This window comes from Streptomyces tibetensis, from assembly GCF_040647715.1.
GTDB lineage: Bacteria > Actinomycetota > Actinomycetes > Streptomycetales > Streptomycetaceae > Streptomyces > Streptomyces tibetensis_A.
Genome location: NZ_JBEZCR010000022.1, coordinates 14,372 through 41,335 on the forward strand (window position 1 = coordinate 14,372; position 26,964 = coordinate 41,335).

At 70.2% G+C, this 26,964-nt stretch carries 23 protein-coding genes; 12 read left to right on the forward strand and 11 right to left on the reverse strand.

Going from position 1 to position 26,964, the window contains the following annotated elements; genetic code table 11:
* Positions 1-7 precede the first annotated feature (7 nt).
* From AB0B29_RS36580 to AB0B29_RS36595, 4 genes are all read right to left on the reverse strand, one after another.
* A complete protein-coding gene (locus tag AB0B29_RS36580; RefSeq protein ID WP_362246870.1) occupies positions 8-793 on the reverse strand; it encodes a carbonic anhydrase in 786 nt (261 codons plus the stop codon).
* A 165-nt stretch (positions 794-958) separates the two neighbouring features.
* Positions 959-3,184: a catalase/peroxidase HPI gene (gene katG / locus AB0B29_RS36585; RefSeq protein ID WP_362246872.1), complete on the reverse strand. Its 2,226-nt coding sequence runs from the start codon at positions 3,182-3,184 to the stop codon at positions 959-961.
* Between the two features lie 102 nt (positions 3,185-3,286).
* Positions 3,287-3,724: a Fur family transcriptional regulator gene (locus AB0B29_RS36590; RefSeq protein ID WP_362246874.1), complete on the reverse strand. Its 438-nt coding sequence runs from the start codon at positions 3,722-3,724 to the stop codon at positions 3,287-3,289.
* A gap of 259 nt (positions 3,725-3,983) precedes the next feature.
* Positions 3,984-4,865 (reverse strand): hypothetical protein, encoded by an 882-nt coding sequence (locus AB0B29_RS36595; protein ID WP_362246876.1) that lies wholly within the window; start codon positions 4,863-4,865, stop codon positions 3,984-3,986.
* 201 nt (positions 4,866-5,066) lie between these two features.
* Here AB0B29_RS36595 and AB0B29_RS36600 point away from each other — a divergent pair, with 201 nt between their 5' ends.
* On the forward strand, positions 5,067-6,512 hold the full coding sequence (locus AB0B29_RS36600; protein ID WP_362246878.1) for a glyceraldehyde-3-phosphate dehydrogenase: 1,446 nt from the start codon (positions 5,067-5,069) through the stop codon (positions 6,510-6,512).
* Between the two features lie 68 nt (positions 6,513-6,580).
* Here AB0B29_RS36600 and AB0B29_RS36605 read toward each other — a convergent pair whose 3' ends face one another.
* The 3 genes from AB0B29_RS36605 to AB0B29_RS36615 form a co-directional block, all read right to left on the reverse strand.
* Positions 6,581-9,769, reverse strand: a complete 3,189-nt coding sequence (locus AB0B29_RS36605; protein ID WP_362246880.1) for a glycoside hydrolase — start codon at positions 9,767-9,769, stop codon at positions 6,581-6,583.
* 256 nt (positions 9,770-10,025) lie between these two features.
* On the reverse strand, positions 10,026-10,199 hold the full coding sequence (locus AB0B29_RS36610; RefSeq protein WP_362246882.1) for a CsbD family protein: 174 nt from the start codon (positions 10,197-10,199) through the stop codon (positions 10,026-10,028).
* 171 nt (positions 10,200-10,370) lie between these two features.
* Positions 10,371-12,053 (reverse strand): tetratricopeptide repeat protein, encoded by a 1,683-nt coding sequence (locus AB0B29_RS36615; protein ID WP_362246884.1) that lies wholly within the window; start codon positions 12,051-12,053, stop codon positions 10,371-10,373.
* A 136-nt stretch (positions 12,054-12,189) separates the two neighbouring features.
* Here AB0B29_RS36615 and AB0B29_RS36620 point away from each other — a divergent pair, with 136 nt between their 5' ends.
* Positions 12,190-13,569 carry a GH1 family beta-glucosidase gene (locus tag AB0B29_RS36620; RefSeq protein ID WP_362246886.1) on the forward strand — a complete coding sequence of 460 codons (1,380 nt, stop codon included), beginning with the start codon at positions 12,190-12,192 and terminating at the stop codon, positions 13,567-13,569.
* Between the two features lie 9 nt (positions 13,570-13,578).
* Here the strand turns inward: AB0B29_RS36620 and AB0B29_RS37840 are convergent, their stop codons facing one another.
* On the reverse strand, positions 13,579-13,899 hold the full coding sequence (locus AB0B29_RS37840) for a hypothetical protein (RefSeq protein ID WP_436845972.1): 321 nt from the start codon (positions 13,897-13,899) through the stop codon (positions 13,579-13,581).
* 252 nt (positions 13,900-14,151) lie between these two features.
* On the opposite strand from AB0B29_RS37840, the gene AB0B29_RS36630 reads away from it, so the two are divergent.
* Entirely contained in the window at positions 14,152-14,976 is an 825-nt protein-coding gene (locus AB0B29_RS36630; RefSeq protein ID WP_362246887.1) for an SAM-dependent methyltransferase, read from the forward strand.
* A gap of 50 nt (positions 14,977-15,026) precedes the next feature.
* Here AB0B29_RS36630 and AB0B29_RS36635 read toward each other — a convergent pair whose 3' ends face one another.
* On the reverse strand, positions 15,027-15,941 hold the full coding sequence (locus AB0B29_RS36635) for a helix-turn-helix domain-containing protein (RefSeq protein ID WP_362246889.1): 915 nt from the start codon (positions 15,939-15,941) through the stop codon (positions 15,027-15,029).
* Between the two features lie 169 nt (positions 15,942-16,110).
* A complete protein-coding gene (locus tag AB0B29_RS36640; RefSeq protein WP_053668903.1) occupies positions 16,111-16,341 on the reverse strand; it encodes a DUF397 domain-containing protein in 231 nt (76 codons plus the stop codon).
* Positions 16,342-16,546: 205 nt separating this feature from the next.
* On the opposite strand from AB0B29_RS36640, the gene AB0B29_RS36645 reads away from it, so the two are divergent.
* The 7 genes from AB0B29_RS36645 (at position 16,547) to AB0B29_RS36675 (ending at position 24,751) form a co-directional block, all read left to right on the forward strand.
* Positions 16,547-17,155 (forward strand): ATP-binding protein, encoded by a 609-nt coding sequence (locus tag AB0B29_RS36645; RefSeq protein ID WP_362246958.1) that lies wholly within the window; start codon positions 16,547-16,549, stop codon positions 17,153-17,155.
* A 28-nt stretch (positions 17,156-17,183) separates the two neighbouring features.
* The gene (locus tag AB0B29_RS36650; protein ID WP_362246891.1) at positions 17,184-17,729 is read left to right on the forward strand and encodes a hypothetical protein; all 546 of its coding nucleotides are present in this window, start codon (positions 17,184-17,186) and stop codon (positions 17,727-17,729) included.
* Between the two features lie 128 nt (positions 17,730-17,857).
* The gene (locus tag AB0B29_RS36655; protein WP_362246893.1) at positions 17,858-20,593 is read left to right on the forward strand and encodes a SpoIIE family protein phosphatase; all 2,736 of its coding nucleotides are present in this window, start codon (positions 17,858-17,860) and stop codon (positions 20,591-20,593) included.
* A gap of 178 nt (positions 20,594-20,771) precedes the next feature.
* Positions 20,772-22,136: an FAD-dependent oxidoreductase gene (locus AB0B29_RS36660; protein WP_362246895.1), complete on the forward strand. Its 1,365-nt coding sequence runs from the start codon at positions 20,772-20,774 to the stop codon at positions 22,134-22,136.
* Between the two features lie 156 nt (positions 22,137-22,292).
* Positions 22,293-22,787, forward strand: coding sequence for a lamin tail domain-containing protein (locus tag AB0B29_RS36665; protein WP_362246897.1), 495 nt, complete (start codon positions 22,293-22,295; stop codon positions 22,785-22,787).
* A gap of 92 nt (positions 22,788-22,879) precedes the next feature.
* Positions 22,880-23,854 carry an alpha/beta hydrolase gene (locus AB0B29_RS36670; protein ID WP_362246899.1) on the forward strand — a complete coding sequence of 325 codons (975 nt, stop codon included), beginning with the start codon at positions 22,880-22,882 and terminating at the stop codon, positions 23,852-23,854.
* A 67-nt stretch (positions 23,855-23,921) separates the two neighbouring features.
* A protein-coding gene (locus AB0B29_RS36675; RefSeq protein WP_436845973.1) for an IS5 family transposase occupies positions 23,922-24,751 on the forward strand; the annotation gives its coding sequence in 2 pieces (ribosomal slippage) (positions 23,922-24,260 and positions 24,263-24,751; 828 coding nt in all).
* 17 nt (positions 24,752-24,768) lie between these two features.
* Here the strand turns inward: AB0B29_RS36675 and AB0B29_RS36680 are convergent.
* Positions 24,769-25,686 carry a LysR family transcriptional regulator gene (locus AB0B29_RS36680; protein WP_362246903.1) on the reverse strand — a complete coding sequence of 306 codons (918 nt, stop codon included), beginning with the start codon at positions 25,684-25,686 and terminating at the stop codon, positions 24,769-24,771.
* Between the two features lie 71 nt (positions 25,687-25,757).
* On the opposite strand from AB0B29_RS36680, the gene AB0B29_RS36685 reads away from it, so the two are divergent.
* A complete protein-coding gene (locus tag AB0B29_RS36685; protein ID WP_362246905.1) occupies positions 25,758-26,420 on the forward strand; it encodes a maleylpyruvate isomerase family mycothiol-dependent enzyme in 663 nt (220 codons plus the stop codon).
* Positions 26,417-26,956 (forward strand): DUF1772 domain-containing protein, encoded by a 540-nt coding sequence (locus AB0B29_RS36690; RefSeq protein ID WP_362246907.1) that lies wholly within the window; start codon positions 26,417-26,419, stop codon positions 26,954-26,956. The genes AB0B29_RS36685 and AB0B29_RS36690 overlap by 4 nt, the downstream gene beginning before the upstream one ends.
* The last annotated feature ends 8 nt before the right edge of the window (positions 26,957-26,964 follow it).

Genomic DNA, 26,964 nt, shown 5'->3' on the forward strand with positions numbered 1-26,964 from the left:
CTGTGCCTCAGGCGAGGCGGTGGACGACCTGGGTCGTGAGTTCGTAGCGGGCGCCGACGATGGCCAGCTTGCCGGTGCCGATCCTGGCTGCGAGTTCGGGTTCCGCGGCCAGCCGGGAGCGCACGAGCCGGACGTTGGCACTCACCGTCGCGTCGATCCGGGCGTCCCCTTCCTGGCCATGGTCTATGGCGGGGCCTATCTGGTCGACGAGGTACTGCATGTGGGCGGGCAGTCGCTCTCCCGACTGCTCAGCCGACACCGCGGCGCGCACGGCGCCGCACGACTGGTGGCCGAGGACGACGACCAGCGGTATCCCTAGCTCCAGGACCCCGTAGGCGACGCTGCCGAGCACGGCCTCGTCGAGGACCTCGCCGGCGGTGCGCACGGTCATCAGGTCGCCCAGACCCTGGTCGAAGACCAGTTCCGGGGGCACGCGCGAGTCGATGCAGCCGAGCACGACCGCGAAGGGGTGCTGTGCGGTGGCCAACGTCCGCCGTATGGCCGGGTTCTCGTGCGGATGGCGTTCGCGGAAGGCCTGCCAGCGGCGGTTGCCCGCGGTCAGTTCCCTCAGCGCCTCGTCCGGGGTGCCGGGGCGGGGCTCAGCGGGTCGGGAGCCGGCGGGCGCGGCGGTGGCCGGGCGGGCTGCACCGACGCCCGCACCCAGGGCCGCGGCCCCGGTCAGCGCGGTGCGCAGCAGGGTCCGGCGGACGGTACCGCCGGCGGAGGGCTGTGAACCGGCGAAGGGGTGCGGTTCAGGGCCGGTGCCTCTGTGGGAGGTGGCATGTGAGTTCACGCGCCAGAACGTATGCCCGAATGCGCGGACGGCCGCCGTCCTTGCCGTTTCATGGTGAGAGTTGGGTAAGTGATGTTCTTACCTTGAACGCCTTTTGACGGTCGCTCAGGCAACCGGCGGGACGCCCGGGCCGGCAGGCCCTGGCGTCCCGTCATACGGGGATGATCAGACCAGGTCGAACCGGTCCAGGTTCATGACCTTGACCCAGGCCGCGACGAAGTCGTTGACGAACTTCTCCTTCGCGTCGTCGCTCGCGTAGACCTCGGCCAGCGCCCGCAGCTCGGAGTTCGAGCCGAAGACCAGGTCGGCGCGGGAGCCGGCCCACTTGACCTCGCCCGTGGCGGCGTCGCGGCCCTCGAACGTGGTCTGGTCCTCGGACGTGGACTTCCAGGAGATGCCCAGGTCGAGCAGGTTGACGAAGAAGTCGTTCGTCAGCGAGCCGGGCGTCTTGGTGAAGACGCCGAGCTGGGACTGCTGGTAGTTCGCGCCCAGCACCCGCAGGCCACCGACCAGGACGGTCATCTCGGGGGCGCTCAGCGTCAGCAGGTTGGCGCGGTCGAGCAGCAGGAACTCGGCCGGGAGGCGGTTGCCCTTGCCGTGGTAGTTGCGGAACCCGTCGGCGGTGGGCTCGAGCGCCTCGAAGGACTCGGCGTCGGTGTGCTCCTCCGTCGCGTCCACACGGCCCGCGGTGAAGGGCACTTGCACCTGGTAGCCGGCTTCCTTGGCGGCCTTCTCGACCGCGGCGGTGCCGCCGAGGACGATGAGGTCGGCCAGGGAGACCTTCTTGGCTCCGGCGCCGGCGTTGAAGTCCTGCTGGATGCCTTCCAGGACCCGCAGGACCTGCGCCAGCTCGTCGGGCTCGTTGACCTCCCAGCCGCGCTGCGGCTCCAGGCGGATGCGGGCGCCGTTGGCGCCGCCGCGCTTGTCGCTGCCGCGGAACGTGGACGCCGAGGCCCACGCGGTGGAGACCAGCTGCGAGACGGACAGGCCCGACTCGAGGAGCTTGGTCTTGAGGGTCTCGACGTCGGCGGCGTCGATGGTCTCGCCCTCGGCCTCGGGCAGCGGGTCCTGCCAGATGAGGGTCTCCTGCGGGACCTCCGGGCCGAGGTACAGGGACTTCGGGCCCATGTCGCGGTGGGTCAGCTTGAACCAGGCGCGGGCGAAGGCGTCCGCGAACTCCTGCGGGTTCTCGTAGAACCGGCGGGAGATGGGCTCGTAGATCGGGTCGAAGCGCAGCGACAGGTCCGTGGTGAGCATCTTCGGACGGTGCTTCTTCGAGGAGTCGTGGGCGTCCGGGACGATCTCCGGGGCGTCCTTGGCCACCCACTGGTTGGCGCCGGCCGGGCTCTGCTCGAGCTCGTACTCGAACTCGAAGAGGTTCTTGAAGAAGCCGTTGCTCCACTGGGTCGGCGTGGTGGTCCAGGTGACCTCCAGGCCGGAGGTGATGGCGTCGCCGCCCTTGCCGGTGCCGTAGGTGCTGCGCCAGCCCAGGCCCTGCTCCTCCATGGAGGCGGCCTCGGGGTCGGCGCCGACGTTGTCGGCCGGGCCGGCACCGTGGGTCTTGCCGAAGGTGTGGCCGCCGGCGATCAGGGCGACGGTCTCCTCGTCGTTCATCGCCATGCGGCGGAACGTCTCACGGATGTCGCGGGCCGCGGCGATCGGGTCCGGGTTGCCGTTCGGGCCCTCGGGGTTGACGTAGATGAGGCCCATCTGGACGGCGCCGAGCGGGTTCTCCAGCTCGCGGTCGCCGGTGTAGCGCTTGTCGTCGAGCCAGGTGGTCTCGGGGCCCCAGTAGACGTCCTCCTCGGCCTCCCAGACGTCGGCACGGCCGCCGGCGAAGCCGAAGGTCTCGAAGCCCATCTGCTCCAGGGCGACGTTGCCGGTGAGGATCAGGAGGTCGGCCCAGGAGATGGACTGGCCGTACTTCTTCTTGACCGGCCACAGCAGACGGCGGGCCTTGTCGAGGTTGCCGTTGTCCGGCCAGCTGTTGAGCGGGGCGAAGCGCTGCTGACCGGCGCCCGCACCGCCGCGGCCGTCGCTGATGCGGTAGGTGCCGGCGCTGTGCCAGGCCATCCGGATCATCAGCGGGCCGTAGTTGCCGAAGTCGGCGGGCCACCAGTCCTGCGACGTGGTCAGCACCTCGGCGATGTCCTGCTTGACGGCTTCGAGGTCGAGGTTCTTGAAGGCCTCGGCGTAGTCGAAGTCCCCGCCCAGGGGGTTGGCGACCTCGGGGTTCTTGGCGAGGATCTTCAGGTTGAGCCGCTCGGGCCACCACTGGCGGTTGCCACCGCCCTGGGTCGGGTGCAGGGCGCGGCCGTGCGCCACGGGGCAGCCGCCTCCCGTCTCCTCCGACTTCGAGTCGGTGACGATCGCGTCGTGGTTCTCAGTCATGGAAATCCTTCCGGACGGGGTGGATCACGGTGCTCGGGTGGATCACGTGCTCGGAACGCTTGGGTGGATCAGGTACTCGTGAACGCTCGGGGGATCACGTACTCAGGTAACGCGGGCGGTGGAGCAGGCGGGGCACAGGCCCCAGTAGATGACCTCGGCCTCGTCGACGGCGAAGCCACGGTCGTCGGACGCGGTCAGGCAGGGGGCGTGGCCGACCGCGCAGTCGACGTCGGCGACGGCTCCGCACGAGCGGCACACGAGGTGGTGGTGGTTGTCGCCGACCCGCCCCTCGTAGAGCGCCGGGCTGCCGGGTGGGTCGAGACGGCGTATGAGCCCTGCCGCGGTGAGGGCGTGCAGGCCCTCGTAGACGGCCTGGACGGAGATGTGGCCCACACGGCCCCGCACCTCGGAGGCGATCGCCTCGGCGCCGAGGTGGTCACCGTCCCGCACGGCCTCGAGCAGTGCGACACGGGCGGCCGTCACCCTCAGGCCTGCACCTCGCAGCTCTTCGGCGGTGGTCGGGTTCCCGGTTGCGGTCATGGGATCAACCTAGCCACACAAACACGATTGATTCAAGAAAACGAACGGTTCAATTTTGGTGTCGGGAGGGTGAGGGCTTGTGGGACGGCCTACTTGAGGCGTGTGAGCTCAGTCACAGCACATGATCGCCCTCTCGCGGGCGTCGGGTGCCACGCCCCGCCGTGCCGCCTCGCGGGGCACGCATCCGGCGAGGTCACGCGCCTGGCGAGATCGCACGTCGGGCGAGGTCGCGCGTCGGACGGTCACGCGCCTGACGAGGTCACCCGTCGGATGGCCGGACGTCCGGTGAGGCCAGGCGTTCGAGCCGGTCGGCGGCTGTCGCGGCTTTGCGGCCTGCCTCGCGGGCCCGGCGGGCGGAAGTGCGCGCCCGTTCCCGGGCGGCCCGTTCGGCGAAGCGGGCCTGCTGGTGGTCGTTCCTGGCGCGTTCCAGTTCGCCGGTGAGTTCGTCCACCCGCCGCTGCGCGCCGTCGACCTGCTGTTTCGCCTCCGCCGCCGCCCGGTCCGCCGTCTCCGCCTCGTCCTGCAGCTCCCGCAGCTCGCGCTCGGCGGCTTCGGCATCCTTGCGGGCCCGGTCCAGCCGGCGTCGCTGCTGCTCGCTCGCCTTCCCGCCCGGGCGGGAGGGCGCCGGCGCGGGTGCGGGGCGCTGCGGCCTGGCTCCCTCGGCGACGGCGGGGAAGCCGACCGTCGCGCTCAGCGGCTTGGTCAGGCGACCGCCGGCCCAGGCCCGGGCGGCCTCGGGGTCGGCCAGCACGGCGTGCAGGGTGTTCTCGACCTCACGCTGCACGCTCTCGCCGATCGGATGCCCGGCCTCCTGCGCGAGCTGCCGCGCCTGCAGGGACAGGGCCCGGATGAGCGCATGCTGCCGGCGGCTCAGCTCGCGCAGTTGTGCGCCGTCCAGGTCCTGGTGGGCCTGACGCAGCCCCTCCCCCAGGCGCAGCAGGGGCTCGACCTCTCCTGGGCTGCTGCGGACCAGGAGGTTGCTGACCCAGGCGGCGAGGCTGGGCCTGCGCAACGCGTGGATCCGCGCGGCGAGTTCCCGGTCGCCGGCGGTGCGGGCGGCGGCCACGGCTGAGGCGCGGGCGGCGGTGAACTCCTGCGGGCGCAGGGCGTACAGCTCGTCGGCCACTGAGTCGTAGTCCATGGCCAGCCCTTTCGCAGTTCAGGGCCACCCCACTCGCACCATTCGCGTGGAAGACCCACCGATGACCTGTTCTCGATCGTCTCAGGCGCTGCCCTTCGGGGCGCGCGGAGCGCCCGCTGAACGCGACCGGGGCACCCCGTTCACCCCCCGGAAGGCGGACGGTTTAACATATGAGCGCCGCCTAGCTCGAAAGATGGATTCGTGACTGTCAACGACGACTCGTTCACCAACTGGAAGATCCGCGAGGAGATCGCGGAGTCGATGATCCCGATCATCGGGAAGCTGCACCGGGAGCGGGACGTGACGGTCCTGCTGCACAGCCGCTCCCTGGTGAACAAGTCCGTGGTGAGCATCCTCAAGACCCACCGGTTCGCCCGGCAGATCGCCGGCGTGGAGCTGTCGGTCACCGACACCCTGCCGTTCCTGCAGACCCTCACCACGCTCGACCTCGGCCCCTCCCAGATCGACATCGGCCTGCTCGCCGAGGCCTACCAGGCCGACGACCGGGGCCTGTCGATCGCGGAGTTCACCGCCGAGGCCGTCGCCGGTGCCACGGGCGCCGAGAAGATCGAGCGCCGTGAGGGCCGAGACGTCGTTCTGTACGGTTTCGGCCGTATCGGCCGGCTCGTGGCCCGGCTGCTCATCGAGAAGTCCGGCTCGGGCAACGGTCTGCGGCTGCGGGCCATCGTGGTGCGCGGGGGCGGCGAGCAGGACATCGTCAAGCGCGCTTCGCTGCTGCGCCGCGACTCCATCCACGGCCAGTTCCAGGGCACGATCACCGTCGACGAGGCGAGCAGCACGATCGTCGCCAACGGCAACGCGATCAAGGTGATCTACGCGAACGACCCGTCCGAGGTCGACTACACGGCGTACGGCATCAAGGACGCCATCCTCATCGACAACACCGGCAAGTGGCGCGACCGCGCGGGTCTGTCCGAGCACCTGCGCCCCGGTATCGACAAGGTCGTGCTGACCGCTCCCGGCAAGGGCGACGTCCCCAACATCGTGCACGGCGTCAACCACGACACGATCAAGCCGGACGAGCAGATCCTGTCCTGCGCGTCCTGCACCACGAACGCGATCGTGCCGCCGCTGAAGGCGATGGACGACGAGTTCGGGGTGCTGCGCGGTCACGTCGAGACGGTCCACTCGTTCACCAACGACCAGAACCTGCTGGACAACTACCACAAGGCCGACCGTCGCGGCCGGTCCGCGCCGCTCAACATGGTCATCACCGAGACCGGTGCCGCCTCCGCCGTCGCCAAGGCGCTTCCCGACCTCAAGGCGCCGATCACCGGCAGCTCGATCCGTGTCCCGGTCCCGGACGTCTCGATCGCGATCCTCAGCCTGCGGCTCGGCCGTGAGACGACCCGCGAGGAGGTCCTCGACCACCTCCGCGACGTCTCCCTGACCTCGCCGCTCAAGCGTCAGATCGACTTCACCACGGCTCCCGACGCGGTCTCCAGCGACTTCATCGGCTCGCGCCACGCCTCGATCGTCGACGCCGGCGCCACCAAGGTCGACGGCGACAACGCGATCCTCTACCTGTGGTACGACAACGAGTTCGGCTACTCGTGCCAGGTCATCCGCGTCGTGCAGCACGTGTCCGGCGTGGAGTACCCGACGTACCCGGCCCCGGCGGTCTGAGCGGGTCTGAGCAGGTCTGATACCGGAAGACGAAAGCGCGGGGCGTGCGGGCCCCGCGCTTTCGTGCGTCACCGCCGGGTCAGCTCGATCCGGTACTCACGCTCCTGTGAGCCGTCTTCACTGGTCACGGACACGATGTGGGCCTTCTGGCCCCCGCCTGTGTCCCGCCGGACCGTCACGTTCGCGTAGGGGTCACGCGCCGTGGCGGTGATCTCGGCGCGGTCCGGACGGTCGACCGGCACCCGGTAGTGCGTCAGGTCCGGATCGAAGCCGCTCAGGGACCTGCCGTCCACCGCGATCGACGCGGCCGCGGCGTCGGCGGACGCGCCCGGCACCTTCGCGTAGACCTCGATCTCGCCGAGGGTGATGTAGCCGCCCGGCCGGGCCGTCATCACGACTCGCACGCCCGTCGACGGGCCGGTCGCCCGCACCGGAACGTCGGCCACGGGCGTTCCCTCGGCGCCGACGGCGACCTGGTCGCTCGCGTCGGACCAGGTGCCGTCGGCACCCCGCACCTGCACCTTGAGGGACTCCGCGAAGCTGACGTTGGCGCCGTCACGGTGGAAGTGGGTCACGACCCGGGTCAGATCGTGTGCCTTGGGCAGGGTGAAGGTGATGGTGTCGGACGGGTTCTTCGCGCCGGACCTCCAGTTCGACCAGGCCTTCTCGGACGTGGTGCCGTTGCGCAGGCCCTCGGTGGAGTAGCCGCTCTCGGTATAGGTGGCGCCGACCGTGACGCCCTCGTCGCGCGCCGAGTTGCTCTCCTTCGGCTGGGTGACCTGGACGCGTACGGTCGCCGCTGCCGTTTCCCCGCCGGGTACCCGGGCCGTGCCGCGCAGGGTCACCACACCGGTGTCGTCGAACGCTCCTTCCGGCGCGGGGTTCCACGTGACCGGCAGGTCGGCGGTTCCGCCGTGCCGTCCCACGCCGGTGACGGTGGCGGGCAGGTCGGGCCGGCCGGCGGTGTAGGTCTTGGCGCGGGCCGGCAGGGTGGCGGCGATGGTGTCCACGGTGACGACCGCCTCGGCCCGGACGGTCCGGCCGAGGGCATCGGTGGCCCGGCCCTTCACGCGTACCGTCCCGGGTCTGCTCCAGCGTGAGTCGGAGGGCATCGTCCACTCGACGGGGAGCGCGCCGCGGGCGCCGTCCGGGAACACGGGCTTCACGGTCCCGGGCAGTTCGGGGGCGCGCCCGGGGACGGTGAAGGCCTTGGCTGGCTCCGTGCCGAGCACCGTCTCATCGGTGACGCCCCAGCGCTGGTTGGCGTTGGAGGTCGGGAGGTGGGCCGAGACCCGGGCGCCGTCAGCCGTCGACTGGCCGACGACGTCGAGGAGACGGCCCGTCGCGGCGTTCACGAAGGTCCAACTCCCGTCCCCGGTGGTGGACATGATCCAGCGTCCGGCCGGTGTGTCCCCGTCTTCGAGTACGGCCTCGTCGTCACGCACGGCCAGGTGCCTGCCGTCTGCGGCGTTGACGAGGGCGTAGCGTTCGCGGTTGCCGTTGCCGCGCGTCAGCTTCTCGACGGACCAGAGTTGCGACGCGGCGGCCGGGTCGGCCGTGCGCACGACGACGCCGTCGCCCTCGGCGGACGGTGCCAGGGACTTGCCGCTCTGGGTGCCCTGGAGACGGTAGACGTGGCCGGCCTTGACCAGCGCGGCGTCCTTCGCGGTGCCGGACACGCCGTCGACGACGAGGGTGGTCACCGACTTGGCGGGGACCGTCACGGTGGCGGAGTCGTTCTCGACCTTCACGGGTGTCCCTCGGACGAGGGCTCCGTCGTGACTGGTCACCACGGGCGTCACGGTGGCGCCCGGGGCGACCCGCCGGAACTTCGTCAGGTCCAGGGTCACCGCTCGTGGGGCGGTGTCGTTGTTGACGTGCACCACCGTCGCTCCGCGGCCTGACCTGCGTACGGCGGCGACGCTGGAGGGATCGTCGACCTTGACGAAGTGGTCGCCGGGGCGGATGTGATGGGTGAAGTTGCGCAGGGTGTGGAACTTCGTGTTGGCCTTGATCGGGCAGCTCTCCAAGGTGTCCTCGGAGGTGCAGTTGAACGGGATGTGGATGCTGCCCCAGTTCTTGCCGGCCTGCGCCTGGGGGATGGAGTCCTCTACCGGCTGCCACAACACCCAGGCGGACGGTTCCAGTTCACGGATGTCCTCGACGATCCGGGTGGCGATGCCGAGCCCGGGTTCCATGCCGGTGAAGTCGGTGCCGGTCCCCCAGGTGCCCTCGACCTCGCTCATCCAGAACGGCTTGCCGGCGGCCTTGGCGCTGTCGCGGGCGCTGGTGCGCATGCCGGTGCCGTAGGTGTGCACGTTGAGCTGGTCGACGGCGGCCCGTGCCGTGCTGTCGTAGGCGTTCCAGTTGCGGACGAAGGTGGTGGGGTTGGTCTCGTCCATCGCGGAGATCGTGGCGTGCGTGCTCGCCTTCTCCAGGGCGCGTCGCAGAGCCAGGACGACCTTCTGCTGCAGTTCCGGACCGGCGTGCGCGCCTTCCTGGCGCCCGCCGGTGGGCTGTCCGTCGGCGCCGATCTGGGTGCCCCAGTAGTTGGTGTTGGGCTCGTTCAGCGGGGCGATGGTGTCGAACGAGATGCGGTGCTTCTTCTCCAGCTGGTCGGTCACCTTCACCAGGTAGGTGGCGAAGTCGTCGACGCGGTCCGCCCGTATCTGGTCGGTGTTCGCGTCGAAGCCGCCCGAGACGTAGCCGCTCACCGTCTGGAACCAGGGCGGCGAATTGCTGAACGCCTCCCAGCGGGTCACCTCGCTCTTGACGCGATCCACCCACCAGCGCTGGCCCGCGTCGGCGGACCAGTCCCAGTGCCCGGGGTCGTCCGGGTTCCACCAGTCGGTGTCCTCCCTGGTGGTGCCCTCGGGAGCCTTCCAGAAGCCGTCCATCGTCGCGCCGGTCTTCATGTAGTCCTTGCGGACGTCGGGGGCGTTGCCGCCGCCGATGTTGTAACGCGCGATGTTGAGGCGGAGTCCGTCCTCACCGAACAGCATGTCGGCGAGCTTCTGCCGGATGGGTTCCGGGTAGCGGCCGGTGATGTTGGCGAACCAGACGAGGCTCGTGCCCCACCCTTCGAACTCCTGCTGCTGGTAGGACGGGTCGATCCGTACCGTGACCGCGCCGGCCGGCGGATCCGCGGCGGCAGCGGCGGCAGCGGTGGCAGGAGGCACGGCGACGAGGCCCAAGCCGAGTGCCAGGGGGACGGTGATCGCGAGTGCCGTCCGGGCGAGGCGATGTCTGCTGGACATGGATTCCCTTCGGGAGCGAACAGAACCGCGCAGAGTCGATCGAGCTTCCCGAATGTTTTAGGACGGTAATCAACACGTCAAGAGGTGGGGCGAGTTGGGAACCCGCAACTGCCGTGCCCCACGCGATGAGAGACGCCGCTCGCGGCGTCGGTGCACAGGGCCGGGAGATCTTTCCGTCGACCGCTGACCAGCATGCGCGAGTGCCGCGTCCCGCTTCGGGACGCGGCACTGCGAAGTGACCTCAGTGCTTGTGACCTCAGTGCTTGAAGACGTCCTTGGTCTTCTCCTTGGCCTGGCGGGCGTCACCCTTCGACTGCTCGGCCTTGCCCTCAGCCGTCAGGCGCTCGTTGCCCACCGCACGGCCGACCGTCTCCTTGGCCTTGCCCTTGGCCTGCTCGGCCTTGGCCTTGCCCTTCTGTTCTCCAGCCACGGTTGTTCACTCCAGTCGTGTCCGGCTACGGGGTCACCGCACCGAGTGACCCGGAAAGCGGCAGCTCAAACGTGCCACGCGGTCGTTCGGGCCCGCGAGGCCCTGGCCCTGGCCCTGGCCCTGGCCACGATCAAGAGAGGCACATGGTGGAGCCTCGCGCCGCGGGCCACGTCAGTGACAGCACCCTTCGGCCGGCCGGGGACCCTGGGTGGTGCCGAGGCGGCAGAAGCAGGACGCCTGGATGGGAACGTCCGCCAGCGCGGTCGCGAGCTTCAGCTGGTGGGCCACGAGGGCCGCCTCACCGGTCTTGCCGCCGCGCAGCAGGCACTCGTGGAAGCCGTGCAGGGCCCAGACGTTGCCGGGGTGCTGGAGGGGGCGGGGCAGGGTGTCGTCGAGGCCGAGGTCGGCACGGTAGACGGCCTCCGCCTCCGCCACGCGGCCCTGCTCCAGCAGGAGCGCACCATAGGCGTGGCGGGTGGGCTGCATCCACCCCCAGGGTTCGTCGTAGGGCAGGTCGTCGTCCAGCCGGATGGAGCGCTCCAGGGCTGCGAAGGCGAGGTCGTACTCGCCCTGGCGATATGCGAGTTCACCGTCCAGCATCGCGGAGGCGATGGCGAGGATGTCGTGGCAGGTGTTGTTGAACAGCATCCGGGTCCCGGGCACCCGGCCGACCGCCTCGCGGAAGAGCTCGCGTTCGGTCACCGCCCGGTCTACCTCACCGGTGGCGGAGAGGGCGACGCCCCGGGCGTAGTGCCGCATGGCGACGGTCGTCGCGTAGAGATCGGGGTCGGCGGGGGCGGGCAGTTCCATGATCTCGCTCCAGCGGCCGAAGCGGATCAGCACGTGGACGCGCATGGCCAGGAACGCCTCCAGCCAGTCGGCCATCGGCGGGCTCTGGACACGGAGCAGGTCTTCGGGGATGGCGGCTTCCAGCTGGGCGGCGGTGTCGAGGGCGACCTGCGCCTGGCCGAGGAACATCGCGCCGTAGATCTTGAAGTGGTGGTTGTGCGCCCGGTAGAGGGTGTAGAAGTTCATCGCGCCGGCCTGCCGGTGGTACTTCTCGTCGGCGGCGATCGCGTCACTGTTGGCGGAGACGACCTGGCGGTAGTCGCCGCACAGGACGTCCAGGTGTGAGGGCATGTGGAGCAGGTGCCCGGCGTCGGGCACGAGGCCGCGCAGGCGGTCGGCGACGGTGAGGGCCTGCTCCGGTGTCGGGGACATCTCCATCAGGTGGATGTACAGGTGGAGGATGCCGGGATGCCGGAAGCCGGCCTCGGTGGCGAGGGCGTCTTCCAGCACGGCCCTGGCCTCGGTGGTCCGTGCGCCCTCGGCCGGCCGGCCGGTCCTGAGGTCCCACAGCTGCCAGGGGGTGAGGTTCATCGCCGCGTCGGCGTGCAGGGTGGCGATGTCCGGGTCGGAAGGCGCCAGTTCGTACACGACGCGCATGGCGTCCGCGTAGGGCTCGTTCCACACCGAGCAGTCCTCGACGGCCTGGGACTGCGGGTAGCGCGCCCGCAGCGCCCCGATGAGGGCCTGCTCGACCCGGGTGGCGCCGGCGGCCTTCTCATGGGCCCTTTCCACGGCGGTGTGCGTGCGCTCGACGGTCCGCGTGAGTTCTTCGCCGTCGAAGAATTCCCAGGGCTTGTTGTAGTTCGGTCCGAGCGCGTAGGCGATACCCCAATAGGCCATGGCGCAGTCCGGGTCGGCTTCGGCCGCCTTTTCGAAGCAGGCGACGGCTTCCTCGTGGTTGAACGCGTACGTCCACATGAGACCGCGGTCGAACCACAGTTGGGCATCGGGAGAGGACGTGGTGACGGGACGGCGGTGCGCGCCGAGGTCGTAGTAGTCGCCCATGGGCTTCTCCTGGGAAGGCGGCCGGGGCCGTGAGAATAGCGGTCGCAGCACGCCTTCAGACTTTCGATAAATTATCGTATGTCCAGATTAGCGGTTCTCATTACGGCTGCCCGCGGCTCCGGGCATGGTGGAACCCATGACTGACTTTCCGAGTTTTCCGCCCGGCTTCGTGTTCGGTGCCGCGACCGCCTCGTACCAGATCGAGGGGGCGGTGCGGGAGGACGGGCGCGGACCGTCCATCTGGGACACCTACAGCCACACCCCGGGGCTGGTGGCGAACGGGGACACCGGTGATGTCGCCTGTGATCATTACCACCGGTATCCGGAGGACGTGGCCCTGCTGCGTGAGCTGGGCGTGGATTCGTACCGTTTCTCGATCGCCTGGCCGCGGATCGTGCCGGACGGTTCCGGCCCGGTGAACGTCAAGGGGCTGGACTTCTACTCGCGGCTGGTCGACGAGCTCCTGGACGCGGGGATCGAGCCCGCCGTCACCCTGTACCACTGGGACCTTCCGCAGGCGCTGGAGGACAGCGGTGGCTGGCGGGTGCGGGAGACCGCCCAGAGGTTCGGTGAGTACGCCGCCGTCGTCGCGGAGCACCTGGGCGACCGGGTACCGCGCTGGATCACCCTGAACGAGCCGTGGTGCAGTGCCTTCCTCGGGTACTCCGTCGGGCGGCACGCCCCGGGCGCCCGCGAGGGCCGTGGCGCGCTGGCCGCCGCCCACCACCTGCTGGTAGGGCACGGCCTGGCCGTGCAGGCGCTCCGGGCGGCCGGGGTCCACGAGGTGGGCATCACCCTCAACCTCGACCACCACCTGCCCGCGACCGGCTCCCCCGCCGACCGGGCCGCCGTCACCCGTGCGGACACCCTGCACAACCTGGTGTGGACCGAGCCGCTTCTCGCGGGCCGTTACCCGGCGACCGAGGAGGAGACGTGGGGTGAGCTCATCAGCGGTCAGGACTTCCGGCGGGACGGCGACCTCGAGCTGGTCTCCCGTCCACTGGACTTCCTCGGCATCAACTACTACCGGCCGATCGTCGTGGCCGACGCCCCCTACCGGGAGAGCGACCCGTCGCGGCGCGTCGCGACCGACAACCGGTACGCGGAGGTGCCCATGCCCGGCGTGCGGCGCACCGCCATGGGCTGGGCGGTCGCGCCCCACACGTTGACCGATCTGCTCGTGGGGCTCGGGGAGCGGTACGGCCAGGCGCTGCCGCCCGTCCTCATCACCGAGAACGGCTCCGCCGAGGACGACGAGGCCGGCCCGGACGGTGCCGTCCACGACCGGGACCGTGTCGCCTACCTGCGCGACCATCTCACCGCGCTGCGGGCCGCGATGGACGCCGGGGTGGAGGTGCGCGGCTACTACGTGTGGTCGCTTCTGGACAACTTCGAATGGGCCTTCGGTTACGGCAAACGCTTCGGGATCGTTCGCGTCGACTACGCCACCCAGCGGCGGACACCGAAGGACAGCTACCACTGGTACCGGTCCCTGATCGCCGCGCAGGGGCGGTGACGGGCCCGGTCAGACGCCGGACAGGAGCTGCGGCGCCAGGATCTTGACCATGGTGTGGGTCCAGCGCAGCTGCCGGAGCGTCTGCGGGTGGCAGTCGCCGACCAGCGTCAGGAGCTGCTCGTCCCGGGTGGCCCGTGCCACCTGGGCGAGCATCTCCCAGTGGAGCGAGTTGCGCGCTGCGGGCGGGTGCAGGTCGTAGAGGTCTTTGGGCCCCAGTCGCCCGCGGTTCACCCGGTCCGCGGCCCGGCCCCGGACGCCCACGATGCGGCCCTCGCGCACCGCGATGTCCATGGCGTCGCCGTTGGAGTGCAGCAGCGAGGCGGCCTGCACCCACCGCTCCACGTCCTGCTCGCCCCGCCTCCTGCGGATGACAGCACTGTGGTCCGACGGGTACCCGTCCGAGCACCTGTGACACAAAACGCACAGAAGGACACATAGAGCACATGCCACAGGGAGGCGCCGATCATCTTGTCGTTCGATCGGGGGCACCTCGGCCAGTGGGGTGGCCCGCCCAACTCCCGCTCCCTAGGATGTACTTCCTGTCCAGCCAGTCCGTTGGCGCGGCACCTTGCAGGGGGAACGATGCACTCCGAGAAGCTCTCCACCGAGATCGACGCGAACGTGCCTACGGCAGCGCGCATGTACGACCACTACCTGGGGGGCAAGGACAACTACGCGGCAGACCGCGCGGCATGCGAGGAACTCGACAAGGTCGTGCCCAGCACGCGCCGCCTGGCCCTGAACAACCGGCGCTTCCTCCAGCGGGCCGTGAAGACCCTTTCCGAGGAGTACGGCATCCGCCAGTACCTGGACCACGGGTCAGGCCTGCCGACGCAGGACAACGTCCACCAGGTCGCCCAGCGCATCGACCCCACGACCCACGTGGTCTACGTCGACAACGACCCGATGGTGCTGGTCCACGGCCGTGCGCTGCTGGAGCAGGACGAGCGCACGACCGTCATCCACGCGGACATGCGCGACACCGACCTGATCTTCGGCCACGCCGACACCAAGCGGCTCATCGATTTCGACGAGCCGGTGTGCGTGCTGTTCAACTCGGTGTTCCACTGCATCCCGGACAGCGACACCGACGGACCGCTCGCCGTTGCCCGGCGCGTCCGGGAGCGGCTCGCGCCCGGGAGCTTCGTGCTGATGTGCCAGCTGGTCAGCGAGGACCCGGAGGTCCGCGCCTTCGTCACCGACTTCATGGACCAGGCGACCCAGGGCAACTGGGGCCGCGTGCGGGAACCGAAGGACGTGGAGACGTACTTCGAGGGCCTGGAGATTCTCGAGCCCGGGCTCGTGGAGGTGTCGACCTGGCGCCCCGACACCGAGGTGGCGCCCCGTCAGCTCACGCACGAGTGGATCGAGTTCGGCGGAGTCGGGCGGATTCCCCTGGACAAGTGACCGTAGGCCCAGTGCGCGACGGCCGTCGTCACGCACCGGGCATTCGCGCGTCAGGGGTAGCGCTGCTCCATCGTCTGCCGCAGCAGCTCCAGCGAGTCACGGGGCTTGAGTGCCTCGTCCGCGAGGCGGTCCAGGGCGATCCGGTACTCCTCGGTCTCGTCGCGGTCCTCGAGGAAGTTCGCGCTCTTGATGTGCTCCAGGTAGACCACGTCGGGCAGATCGAGGCCACCGAAGCGCAGATAGGTGATCGGAATGGCCGGGGCCGAGGCGTTGGTGACGGTCAACGGCACGATCTGCAGCGTCACATTGGGGCGTTGGGCCATCTCCACGAGGTGCGCCAGCTGCTCCCGCATCACCTCCGCACTGCCCAGGACGCGCAGCAGCACGGACTCGTCGATGATCGCCCACAGCTGCGGGGCGTCGGCCCGTGACACCAACCGGGCGCGGTGCCTGCGCAGTTCGACGCGGCGCTCCACCTCACCGGCCGGCGCGTTCGGCAGGCCGCGCTCCACCACGGCCCTGGTGTAGGCGGGAGTCTGCAACAGGCCGGGCACGTACTGGATCTCGAAGGTACGGATGGTGGCGGCGGCCTCCTGCAGTCCGACCAGCCGGTCGAACCACTCGGGCATCAGCCGCTTGTCGTACCGCTGCCACCAGCCCGGCTCACCCGCCCGCTGCAGCAGCTTGAGCAGCACCGAGACCTCGTAGTCGTCGGTGCCGTACAGCTCGAGCAGGGTGCGGACGTCGTTCTCCGTCGGTGGGCGGCGGCCCTTGCCCGACTCGATTCGGGACAGCTTCGCGGCGCTGAACCCGGCAGCGCGCGCCGCCTGGTCCTGGGCGAGCCCGGCGTCCTCCCGGAAGCCGGCGAGTTGCACACCGACCAGCATCTTCAGCAGAGTCGGCGCCGGCTCGGGCCTGTCCAGGTAGGGTTCCAGACGGGAGATGCGATGCGACGCGGCGGACATCCTGACTCCCAGCAGACCGGCACAAGGGCGATTTACACTATCGCACTTCACCAGGTCTTCACGCATCCACCAAGCAGCCCGTTAGAAGTAGGGAGTTGGGCTCCGCTTCTCCCCCAAGGGCGTGACACCGCACGCGAGACGGCACCGTCTCGCGGAGCAGGTCTTCGAACTAGAGCAGGTGGTCGAACTCGCCGTCCTTCGCACCGGCCAGGAACGCCGCCACCTCCGCCGACGTGTAGACCAGGGCGGGGCCATCGGGGTCACGGGAGTTGCGCACGGCGATCCCGCCGTCCACGAGGGGGGCGACTTCGACGCAGTTGCCCTCGGCGTTGCTGTGCCGGCTCTTGATCCAGCAGGCGTCCAACGAGCTGGCCTGCACTCCGTTCTGCACTGGTGGCACCGCAGTCTCCTTGCTGTTCTCGTTCCCCGCCGCGCACGGTGTGCCCGGCCGTTCGCCCGAGGGCGGCCGCGTCCTTCGACCGCACTCGTTCCGGCTTGCGTACCCACGACGGCTGGATTTTCACGCAATTTCTCGTGCAATTGCACACGAGCACCTTCAGCGTGGATAATAGCTGCGGCGTCAACCCCCGGGCAGGCGCCATGTCCTGACGTCGCATCGGGGAGATGCCGTGTCATCACCTGCGCAGCACGTGCTCCGGCCGCCGAGTGGGGCTGCGGCACACGCAGGCGCACCCGGGGCGAGTCATCCCGCGCCGGCCGGCCCGCACTCGGCCATGCCGTACGGGATCCCGCCCTCGGTGCCGAAGACACTGCCGCAGTTCTCAGGCGCCCTGTCCGCCTCGGCCACTCTGCGGATCGAGTGCAGCCGGGGGGGTTTCGCCCGAGTCCGGTCCTTCACTCGCGACACGCTACGCGGCTGGTCACTCGACCACCGCTGTGACGACGCGACCCTCGTCATCACCGAGCTCGCCGCCAACGCCGCGACACACGCGGCGCCGAGAACCCCCGATGTGCCGGAGATCCGGCTCGGGTTCCTCCTGGATCCCGGCCACCTGCTGGTCACCGTCTCCGACCTCGACGACCACCCGCCCGTGTTCGCGCCCACCGGCGTCGCCCTGGAGGAGCACGGCCGGGGGTTGTGCATCGTCGACGCCCTGTCCGAGGAGTGGGGCTGGTCCCCCGGCACCCCGGCGGGCAAGACGGTCTGGGCCCGGTTGTCGACCCGGCCGGCCGCACCCTGTCCACCCATCTGACACGACTGCCGCGGAAAGGCCCCTCGCCATGCGCAGCGCTTCGACGGAACACCCGAGCAGCGAGCGCCCCAAGCGCCCCGACGCCCCCACCGGGACGGCCCGGAAGCCGCCGCTCACGGCACTGGACCGCGTGCCGTGGGGCGACATCCAGGACTCCACCGGCTCGGCGGCGGCCATTCCCCTCCTGCTCCACGGCATCGCCGCGGGTGATGCCGACACCGCCCGCTCCGCCCTCGACGACCTGCGGAAACGGATCTGCCAGTTCGGTTTCGTCGTGGAGCAGGCGACGGCGGCCACTGTTCCGTTCCTGTGGGAGCTGGCCAAGCTTCCGCAGGTGACCTGCCGGGCCCAGATCATCCGGCTGCTCAAGAGCATCGCCGAGGCCCGGCAGTGGGAGAGCACCGCCGCCGTCTATCCGAAGCTGCTGAACCATCGGGAGAACCCGGTGGTGTGGGAGCGTGCGGCCCGCCAGGCCGTACGGGCCCGGCGCGGCGAGCTCGGCCGGCTGCTGGCGGACGAGGACCGTGAGATCGCCCGTGCCACGAACGAGCTGGCCCGCTCGCTGGGCGCCTGAAACCGTCGTACGTTGTGCGGTGGGCAGGGAGCCCGTGCAGGTCCTGGACGTGATGAAACGGTGAGAACCCCCTGTCACCATGGGTGATGCCCCTCGCCTCCCGGAGCCCGGCAGTGTAGACATGGCACATGGTCCGACTCTTGGGTCGATCCGGGACTCGATCGCCCCTGCGGCCCGGCGCTGCGCCGTCGGCACGGCAGCGGTGGGAGGCGGGTCGGTCGCGGTGGCAACCGGTGGCGGGGCTGCGGTCGGTACTGGGCGGACGCAGCGTCGCCGGACAGGTGTTCCTGCTCGTCGTGGTGATCGTGCTGCTGCTGGTCGTGGCGGCCGTCGTGGCGCTGGTGCTGCAGGTGCGGCACGACACGACGCAGGAGGCCCGCAACCGTTCGCTCGCCGTCGCGGAGACCTTCGCCAACGCACCGGGCACCGTCGAGGCGCTGCAGAGCCCTGATCCCACCGCCGTGCTCCAGCCCCGTGCCGAAGCCGCCCGCGAGGGGTCGAAGGTCGACTTCATCGTCGTCATGAACACCGACGGGGTCCGCTACACCCACCCCAAGCCGGACCGGATCGGCAAGAAGTTCGTCGGGACGATCGCGCCGGCCCTGGCCGGGAAGTCGTTCACCGAGGAGATCGACGGCACCATCGGCCAGCTCGTCCAGGCGGTCGTACCGGTGAAGGACCAGGGCGGCCGGGTGGTGGGCCTGGTCTCGGCGGGGATCACGACCAAGAACGTGGGCGGGACCGCCGACCGCCAGCTGCCGCTCGTGCTCGCGGCCGCCGCCGCGGCGCTCGCCCTGGCGACGGCGGGTGCCGCGCTGGTGAGCCGGCGGCTGCTGCGCCAGACCCACGGGCTCGGGCCGCACGAGATGACCCGGATGTACGAACACCACGACGCCGTGCTGCACGCCGTGCGCGAGGGCGTGCTCATCGTCGACGACGGGGGCACCCTGCTGCTCGCCAACGACGAAGCGCACCGTCTGCTCGGGCTGCCCGCCGACGCCGAGGGCCGGCACGTCCTCGGTCTGGGTCTGGACCCGGGCATCGCCGACCTGTTGGCCTCGGGCCGGGTCGCCACGGACGAGGTGCACCTGGTCGGGGACCGGCTCCTCGCCGTCAACCAGCGGACCACGGACCGTGCGGGGGTCCCACCCGGCAGCGTCGCCACCCTGCGCGACTCCACGGAGCTGCGGGCCCTGTCCGGGAGGGCCGAGACCGCGCGCGAGCGGCTCAACATGCTGTACGACGCCGGGGTGGGCATCGGGACCAGCCTGGACGTGACCCGCACCGCGGAGGAACTCACCGAGCTGGCCGTGCCCCGGTTCGCCGACTTCGTCACCGTGGACCTGTTCGACGCGGTGCTGGGCGGCGGGCAGCCGACCGCGGCGGCCGCGCTCAGCCGGACCGCGGTGAGCGGAATCCGCAAGGACGCGCCGCTCTACCCCGCCGGGGAGCGGATCAGGTTCGTCGAGACCTCCCCGCAGGGCCGCAGCCTCGCCACGGGCAGCCCCGTCCTGGAGCCCCGGCTGGGCGAGGCCCCGGGCTGGCAGGCGCAGGACCTGGAGCGCTCCGCGCAGATCGTCGCGTACGGCATCCACTCGCTGATCACCGTGCCGCTGCGGGCCGGCGCCCTGATACTCGGCGTGGTGAGTTTCTGGCGCTCCGAGAAACAGGAGCCCTTCGACACGGACGAGCTGGCGCTGGCGGAGGAGCTCGTCGCGCGGGCCGCCGTCTCCATCGACAACGCCCGCCGCTACACCCGCGAGCACAGCATGGCGGTGACGCTCCAGCGCAGCCTGCTCCCCCGCAACCTGCCCGAGCAGGACGCCCTGGAGATCGCCTACCGCTATCTGCCGGCGCAGGCCGGTGTGGGCGGCGACTGGTTCGACGTGCTTCCCCTGTCGGGGGCCAGGGTCGCGCTCGTGGTCGGGGACGTCGTCGGCCACGGGCTGCACGCCGCGGCCACGATGGGGCGGCTGCGCACGGCGGTGCACAACTTCTCCGCGCTCGATCTGCCGCCCGAGGAACTCGTCGCCCTGCTGGACGAGTTGGTCGGCCGGATCGACCAGGACGAGACGGAGGAGGACGGCAGCGCCCCGGTCACCGGCGCGACCTGTCTGTACGCCGTCTACGACCCGGTCTCGCGGCGCTGCACCATCGCCCGGGCCGGCCACCCGCCGCCGGCGCTGATCCACCCCGACGGCAGTGTGGAGTTCGCCGCCGTGCCCGCCGGGCCCCCGTTGGGACTCGGTGGCCTGCCGTTCGAGACGGCGGAGCTGGAACTGGCGGAGGGCAGCCGGCTCGTCCTCTACACCGACGGCCTGGTCGAGGACCGGGAGCGGGACATCGACGTCGGGCTGGAGATGCTGCGGGAGGCGCTGGGCCGGGCCGGGCAGTCGCCGGAGGACACCTGCCGGGTCGTGCTCGACTCGCAGCTCACGACCCGCTCCAGCGACGACGTCGCGCTGATCGTGGCCCGTACCCGGGCGCTGACCGCCGAGCAGGTCGCGGAGTGGCCGGTGCGGGCCGATCCGGCGGCCGTGGGCGAGGTGCGGGCGGCGGTCAGCCGGCAGCTGGCCGAGTGGGGCCTTGAGGAGCTGACGTTCAGCACGGAGCTGATCCTGAGCGAGCTGGTCACCAACGCGTTGCGGTACGGCGGCGGCCCCATGCGTGTGCGGGTGCTGCGGGACCGCAACCTGATCTGCGAGGTGTTCGACAGCAGCAGCACCTCACCGCACCTGCGGTACGCGACCATGACGGACGAGGGCGGGCGGGGCCTGTTCCTCGTGGCGCAGCTCGCGGAGCGCTGGGGCACGCGCTATCTGCCCGCGGGAAAGGTGATCTGGGCGGAGCAGTCCCTGCCCTGAGCACGGGGGCAGGGACCACGGTGGGGAGCACCGCGGGAGCACGACCATAAGCGCCACCAGGGAGTTCCCATAAAGTGGGCTTATGAGCTCATAGACCGGACCCTCGTACCGGGTTAGGTATGCCTTAGTTTAAGCTTCCCGTTGAGATCGCTTGTCGCCGCTCGAAGGGAACCTGACCATGCCCCGCCCCCTGCGGGTCGCCATCGTCGGATCCGGCCCCGCCGGGATCTACGCCGCCGACGCCCTGCTCAAGTCCGAGGTGGCCGCCGAGCCCGGTGTGTCCATAGACATCTTCGAGCGCATGCCGGCCCCGTTCGGCCTGATCCGCTACGGCGTCGCCCCCGACCACCCGCGGATCAAGGGCATCATCACCGCCCTGCACCAGGTGCTCGACAAACCGCAGATCCGGCTCTTCGGCAACGTCGACTACGGCACGGACATCGGCCTGGACGATCTGCGCGCGTTCTACGACGGCGTGATCTTCGCCACCGGCGCCACGGCCGACCGGGCGCTCTCGCTGCCGGGTATCGACCTCGACGGCTCCTACGGCGCCGCGGACTTCGTGTCCTGGTACGACGGCCACCCGGATGTCCCGCGCACCTGGCCGCTGGAGGCGGAGAAGGTCGCCGTGCTCGGCGTCGGCAACGTCGCGCTGGACGTGGCGCGCATCCTCGCCAAGACGGCGGACGAGCTGCTTCCGACCGAGATCCCGGCCAACGTCCACGAGGGTCTGAAGGCCAACCGGGCCAAGGAGATCCACGTGTTCGGCCGACGTGGCCCGGCGCAGGCCAAGTTCAGCCCGATGGAGCTGCGGGAGCTGGACCACTCCCCCAACATCGAGGTCATCGTCGACCCCGAGGACATCGACTACGACGAGGGCTCGATCGCCACGCGACGTGGCAACAAGCAGGCCGACATGGTGGCCAAGACCCTGGAGAACTGGGCGATCCGCGACGTCGGCGACCGGCCGCACAAGCTCTTCCTGCACTTCTTCGAGTCGCCGGTCGAGGTCCTCGGCGAGGACGGCAAGGTCGTCGGTCTGCGCACCGAGCGCACCGAACTCGACGGCACCGGCAACGTCAAGGGCACCGGCACCTTCAACACCTGGGACGTCGGCGCGGTCTACCGCGCGGTCGGCTACCTGTCCGACAAGCTCCCCAAGCTGCCCTGGGACATCGACTCGGGCACCGTTCCGGACGAGGGCGGCCGGGTCGTCCAGGAGACGGGCGAGCACCTGCAGTCGACGTACGTCACCGGCTGGATCCGGCGTGGCCCCATCGGCCTCATCGGGCACACCAAGGGCGACGCCAACGAGACGGTGGCGAACCTGCTGGCCGACTACGCCGCCGGCCGGCTGCTCACCCCCGCCACCCCCGAGCCCGAGGCCGTGGACGCGTTCCTCGCCGAGCGCGACATCCGCTTCACCACCTGGGACGGCTGGTACAAGCTGGACGCGGCGGAGAAGGCTCTGGGCGAGCCCGAGGGCCGCGAGCGGGTGAAGATCGTCGAGCGCGAGGACATGCTGCGGGCGAGCGGCGCCTGACGCTGCGCACCTGACGTCTCACATCCCGCGGGGCGGGTTCGGTGGCAATGTCACCGGACCCGCCCTGCTGCGTACTTGAAGCGTGTACGATCCGGATGCTTCACCGAACCATCACATTGCCTTCACCCGAAGGCCATGCAGGGGGGACGAACGTCCATGCGCATACGCCTTGCCGCCACCACGGCCGTCGCCGCCGGGGCCCTCACCGCCCTTACGGCGGTTCCGGCCCAGGCCGCCGAGTACGACTCCGCGCTGAAGATCCGGGGCATCCAGTACGACGCTCCCGGCAGCGACTCGAACCGGTGCTCGGGCGGGAACACCGCCGCGGAGTACCTGACCATCAAGAACTACTCGCGCTCCACGACCGTGAACCTCAAGGGGTACGTCGTGCGGGACGACGCGGGCAACAGGTTCACCTTCACCGCGAGCCACACCCTTCAGCCGGGTGACTACGTGAAGCTGCGCGGCGGCAACGGGGCCGACTCCGACGCCAAGAACGTCGTCTACCGCGACAACTGCAACTTCATGTGGAACAACGACGAGGACACCATCTACGTGTACAAGCCGTCCGGCAGCCGTGCCGACGTGCACTCGTACACCCAGCGCGGCTCCGACGCGGACGGCAACGGGTACATCACCTACCACGGCTGAGCCTTTTGCCGATCCGGCAAAAGGCTTGGTGTGCGGCGCGGCGGGCGCTGGATGATCGATGGACCGAACGCCCTCGGATCGTGGGAGGATCCATGCCGCAGACGTCCGCCGCCGACCGCACACATCGCCTGGTGCCCACCCCGGCCGGCCGCACCCACCTCGTGGAGCAGGGCGCCGGCCCCCTCGTCCTCCTGCTGCACGGGTTCCCCGAGTCCTGGTACGCCTGGCGCCACCAGCTGCCGGCTCTGGCAGCGGCCGGCTACCGCGCAGTCGCCGTGGACGTACGCGGCTACGGACGCTCGTCCCGGCCCCCGGAGACGGACGCGTACCGGATGCTCGAGCTCGTGGAGGACAACGTCGCCGTGGTGGAGGCGCTGGGCGAGCCGTCCGCCGTGCTCGTCGGGCACGACTGGGGCGCGACCATCGCGGCGACCTCCGCTCTGGTCCGGCCGGATATCTTCCGCGCGGTGGGGCTGCTGAGCGTGCCCTACACCCCGCCCGGCGGGCCGCGACCGAGTGAGGTTTTCGCGCGGATGGGCGGTGACGAGGAGTTCTACGTCTCCTACTTCCAGGAGCCGGGCCGGGCCGAGGCGGAGATCGAGCCCGACGTGCGCGGCTGGCTCGCGGGCTTCTACGCGGCCCTGTCGGCGGACACGCTGCCCGAGGCGGACCCCCATTTCGTGGCCCGCGGTGGTCGGTTGCGCGACCGGTTCCCCACCGGCCGGCTGCCGCAGTGGCTGGGTGAGGCCGACCTCGACGTCTACGCCGCGGAGTTCGAGCGCACCGGTCTGACGGGGGCGCTGAACCGGTACCGGAACATGGACCGTGACTGGCGGGACCTGGCGGACTTCGCCGGTGCGCCCGTCACCCAGCCGTCGCTGTTCATCGGAGGCGCCCTGGACGCGTCCACGACCTGGCTCGCCGACGCCATCGAGGCGTACCCGACCACGCTGCCCGGGCTGAGGGGCTCACACCTCCTGGACGGCTGCGGTCACTTCGTCCAGCAGGAGCGTCCCACCGACACCAACCGGCTCCTGGTCGACTGGCTCGCCGGCCTCCCGGCCTAGAGCGTGTCTCTTTGATCGGCTGGTCAGTTGATCGGATGTGTCCGTCCGGTTAGTGATCACTGATGCGATGTGGGGCCGGATCGAGCCGCTGATGCCGGCCGATCCGGTCCGCGGACGGCGGTGGGCCGATCACCGCCGCACCTTGGAGGCCATCGCGTGGAAGTACCGCACCTGCTCGCCCTGGCGGGACCTGCCGAAAGGACTCGGCTCATTCCAGACCGCTCACAAACGTCTGATCAGGTGGGCCGTGGACGGCACCTGGGAACGCATCCTTGCCGCGCTCCTGGCAGCGGCCGACGCTGATGCCGACATCGGCTGGACCGTCTCGGTGGACTCCACTGTCTGCCGGGCCCACCAGCACGCCGCCGGAGCCAAGAAAAAGGGGCTCCAGGCCAGGCCGAACCCGGTGACCACGCGCTGGGACGCTCGCGCGGCGGCCTGAGCACGAAGGTCCATCTCGCCAGCGACGGCCATGCGCGGCCCTTGGCCCTTCGCGTCACCGCAGGCCAGGCGGGCGACGCTCCGGCCTTCGAGATGGTCATGGCCGCCATCCGTGTTCCGCGAAGCGGACCCGGACGGCCGAGAACTCGCCCGGACATCGTCCTAGCGGACCGCGCGTACTCATCCCGAGCGATCCGGAGTCACCTCCGCCGACGCGGAATCCGCGCGGTCATCCCCCAGCCGTCCGACCAGGTCGGCCACCGGCTGCGGCGAGGCAGCGCGGGCGGTCGCCCGCCGACTTTCGACGCGGCGTCGTACAAGCAGCGCAACGCGGTCGAGCGATGCATCAACCGCCTCAAGCAGTGGCGCGGCCTGGCCATGCGAACCGACAAACTGGCCGTCGCCTACCAGGCCGCCCTCCACGTCGCCGCCATCCTCATATGGGCACGACGGTGACCAAGGACGGAGGCGGTCTAGGAATTGGGGGGCTTGGGAATGACTTCGCGTAGGCGGTCGAGGAGAACGCGGGCCGCGGGGCTCGAAGGGCCGCCGACCTGCCAGGCGAGTGCGATGCGGGCACGCATCTCGGGCCGGACGATCCGCAGGGTGCGAAGGTGTCCGTCGAGGGGGGACTCGTTCTCACCGGCAGGTAGCACGGCGATGCCGAGGCCCCGCGCGGCAAGCTGCGAGAGCACGTGTGGGGCTGCCGCCTCGAAGGCGACCCGGGGCCGGAATCCTGCCTGGGCACAGCCGCGTTCGAGCGCCGTGCGCACCCCGGTGCCGCGCGGCAGGCAGATCAGCGGCCGATCCCGCAGCTCGGCGAGCGGGACGCTCGTACCGTCGACGAGGTCGAGAACGGGATCGCTTGGCGCGACAGCGGCGACCAGCGGGACATCGATCACCGTCTGGAAGGCCGCTCCGGGCGGGGGCGCCTCCTCTGCCGTTCCGAGGACGGCGATGTCGAGCTCGCCGGCCAGGAGCGCGGCCTGCATCCGCTCCGTGGTGTCCTCGGTGAGAGTCACCTCCACCGAGGGGTGGGCGTCGTGGAATTCCGCGAGTAGAGCGGCGATGTCGAAGGCGTGGCCAGTGGCGCCGGAGACCAGTCCGAGCGTGACCCGGCCGCGCAGCAGCCCCGTGTACGCGTCGACCGTCTGCCGCACCGACTCCGCCGCGGCCAGTGCGGCCCGGGCGTACGGCAGGACCGCCCGGCCCACCTCGGTCGGTGTCACCGACCGGGCGGAGCGGTCGAGCAGGGGCTGCCCCAGCTCCTTCTCTAGCTGGCGGATCTGGGCGCTGAGGCCGGGCTGGGCCAGATGCAGCCGGGCGGCGGCTCTTGTGAAACCGCCTTCCTCGACGACACAGACGAAGTAGCGCAGCTGGCGGAGTTCCATAAGCAGCGATTCTAGATTGCAGCAGAACTGTTTACTGGCGTTATCTATCTGTCGGCCTCAGGCTTGATCACATGGGGAATCCAACAGCCCGCAAGGGGAAGAGTGTCGAGGTCAGGGCGGCGATCGCGGCGGAACGCCGAGAACTGGCCGACCTGTTCGACACATTGAAAACCGATCAGTGGAACGAGCAGAGTCTCTGCGCGGGATGGCGCGTTCGCGAAGTGGCGGCGCACATGTCGATGGGGTTCCGCCTCTCCTTGCCAACGATGCTCGGGGAACTGGTCAAGGCACGCGGGAACCTTCACCGCATGACCGATCAGGTCGCGCGCAGGGATTCGGCCGCCCACTCCACCACCGCGCTCGCCGCCTTCCTGCGGGACAACGCCCACCATCCCTGGACACCACCGGTCGGCGGGCTCACGGCGGCGCTCGGCCACGACGTGGTGCACGGGCTGGACATCACCGTCGCCCTCGGCCTCCACCGGCGCGTCCCCGAGAACCGGCTGCGCATCCTCCTCGATGACATCCGGCCCAGCGGCCTAAAGTTCTTCGGTGCCGACCTTGACGGAGTGCAACTGTGCGCCGACGACCTCGACTGGTCGTACGGCTCTGGCTCACCCGTCTTCGGCGCCGCCCAGGATCTCCTGCTGTTGGCCTACGGTCGCAGGCTTCCGGACGGCCGGCTACGAGGAGAACCGAGCAATCGTTTCACGCGATCCGCCGAGGAGGCATGAACCAGATGCGCACCCGCCTCCCCCTGGGTCTGTCCCTGTTCTCCACCGGTCTGCTTGCCGGAGCCTTCGGCTACGGCGCCGCCAACCTGGTCCCCACCTTCAACTCCGTGCCGATCGCCATGAGACTCGACTTCCACACCGAGCTGATGAAGATGAACGGGATCACCGTGCAGGGGGCGATGGCGGTCTCGGCCCTCAGCGCCCTCACCCTGGCCGCCCTGACACGCGGACGAGCCCGAGTCCTCGCAGCCACCGCAGGGCTCCTAACTGTCGCGTCCTTCCTGATCACTCGGTTCGGGAATGTCCCGATCAACGGCCGCATCAAGCAGTGGGCCGCCACCGCGCCGCCAGCCGACCATGCGGAGATCCTGAGCCGCTGGGAACTGTTCAACGATGCCCGTACCTGCACTGCCGCAGCTGCGTTCGCCATCCTGATCTCTGTTGCCCTGCGCCAGGCAGGCGAGCGACCGAGCACCATTGAACCCACCGCCGTCATCTCGACAGGCCGATGCGTCGGCCCCGGCGAACCCGTATGAGGGCCCGA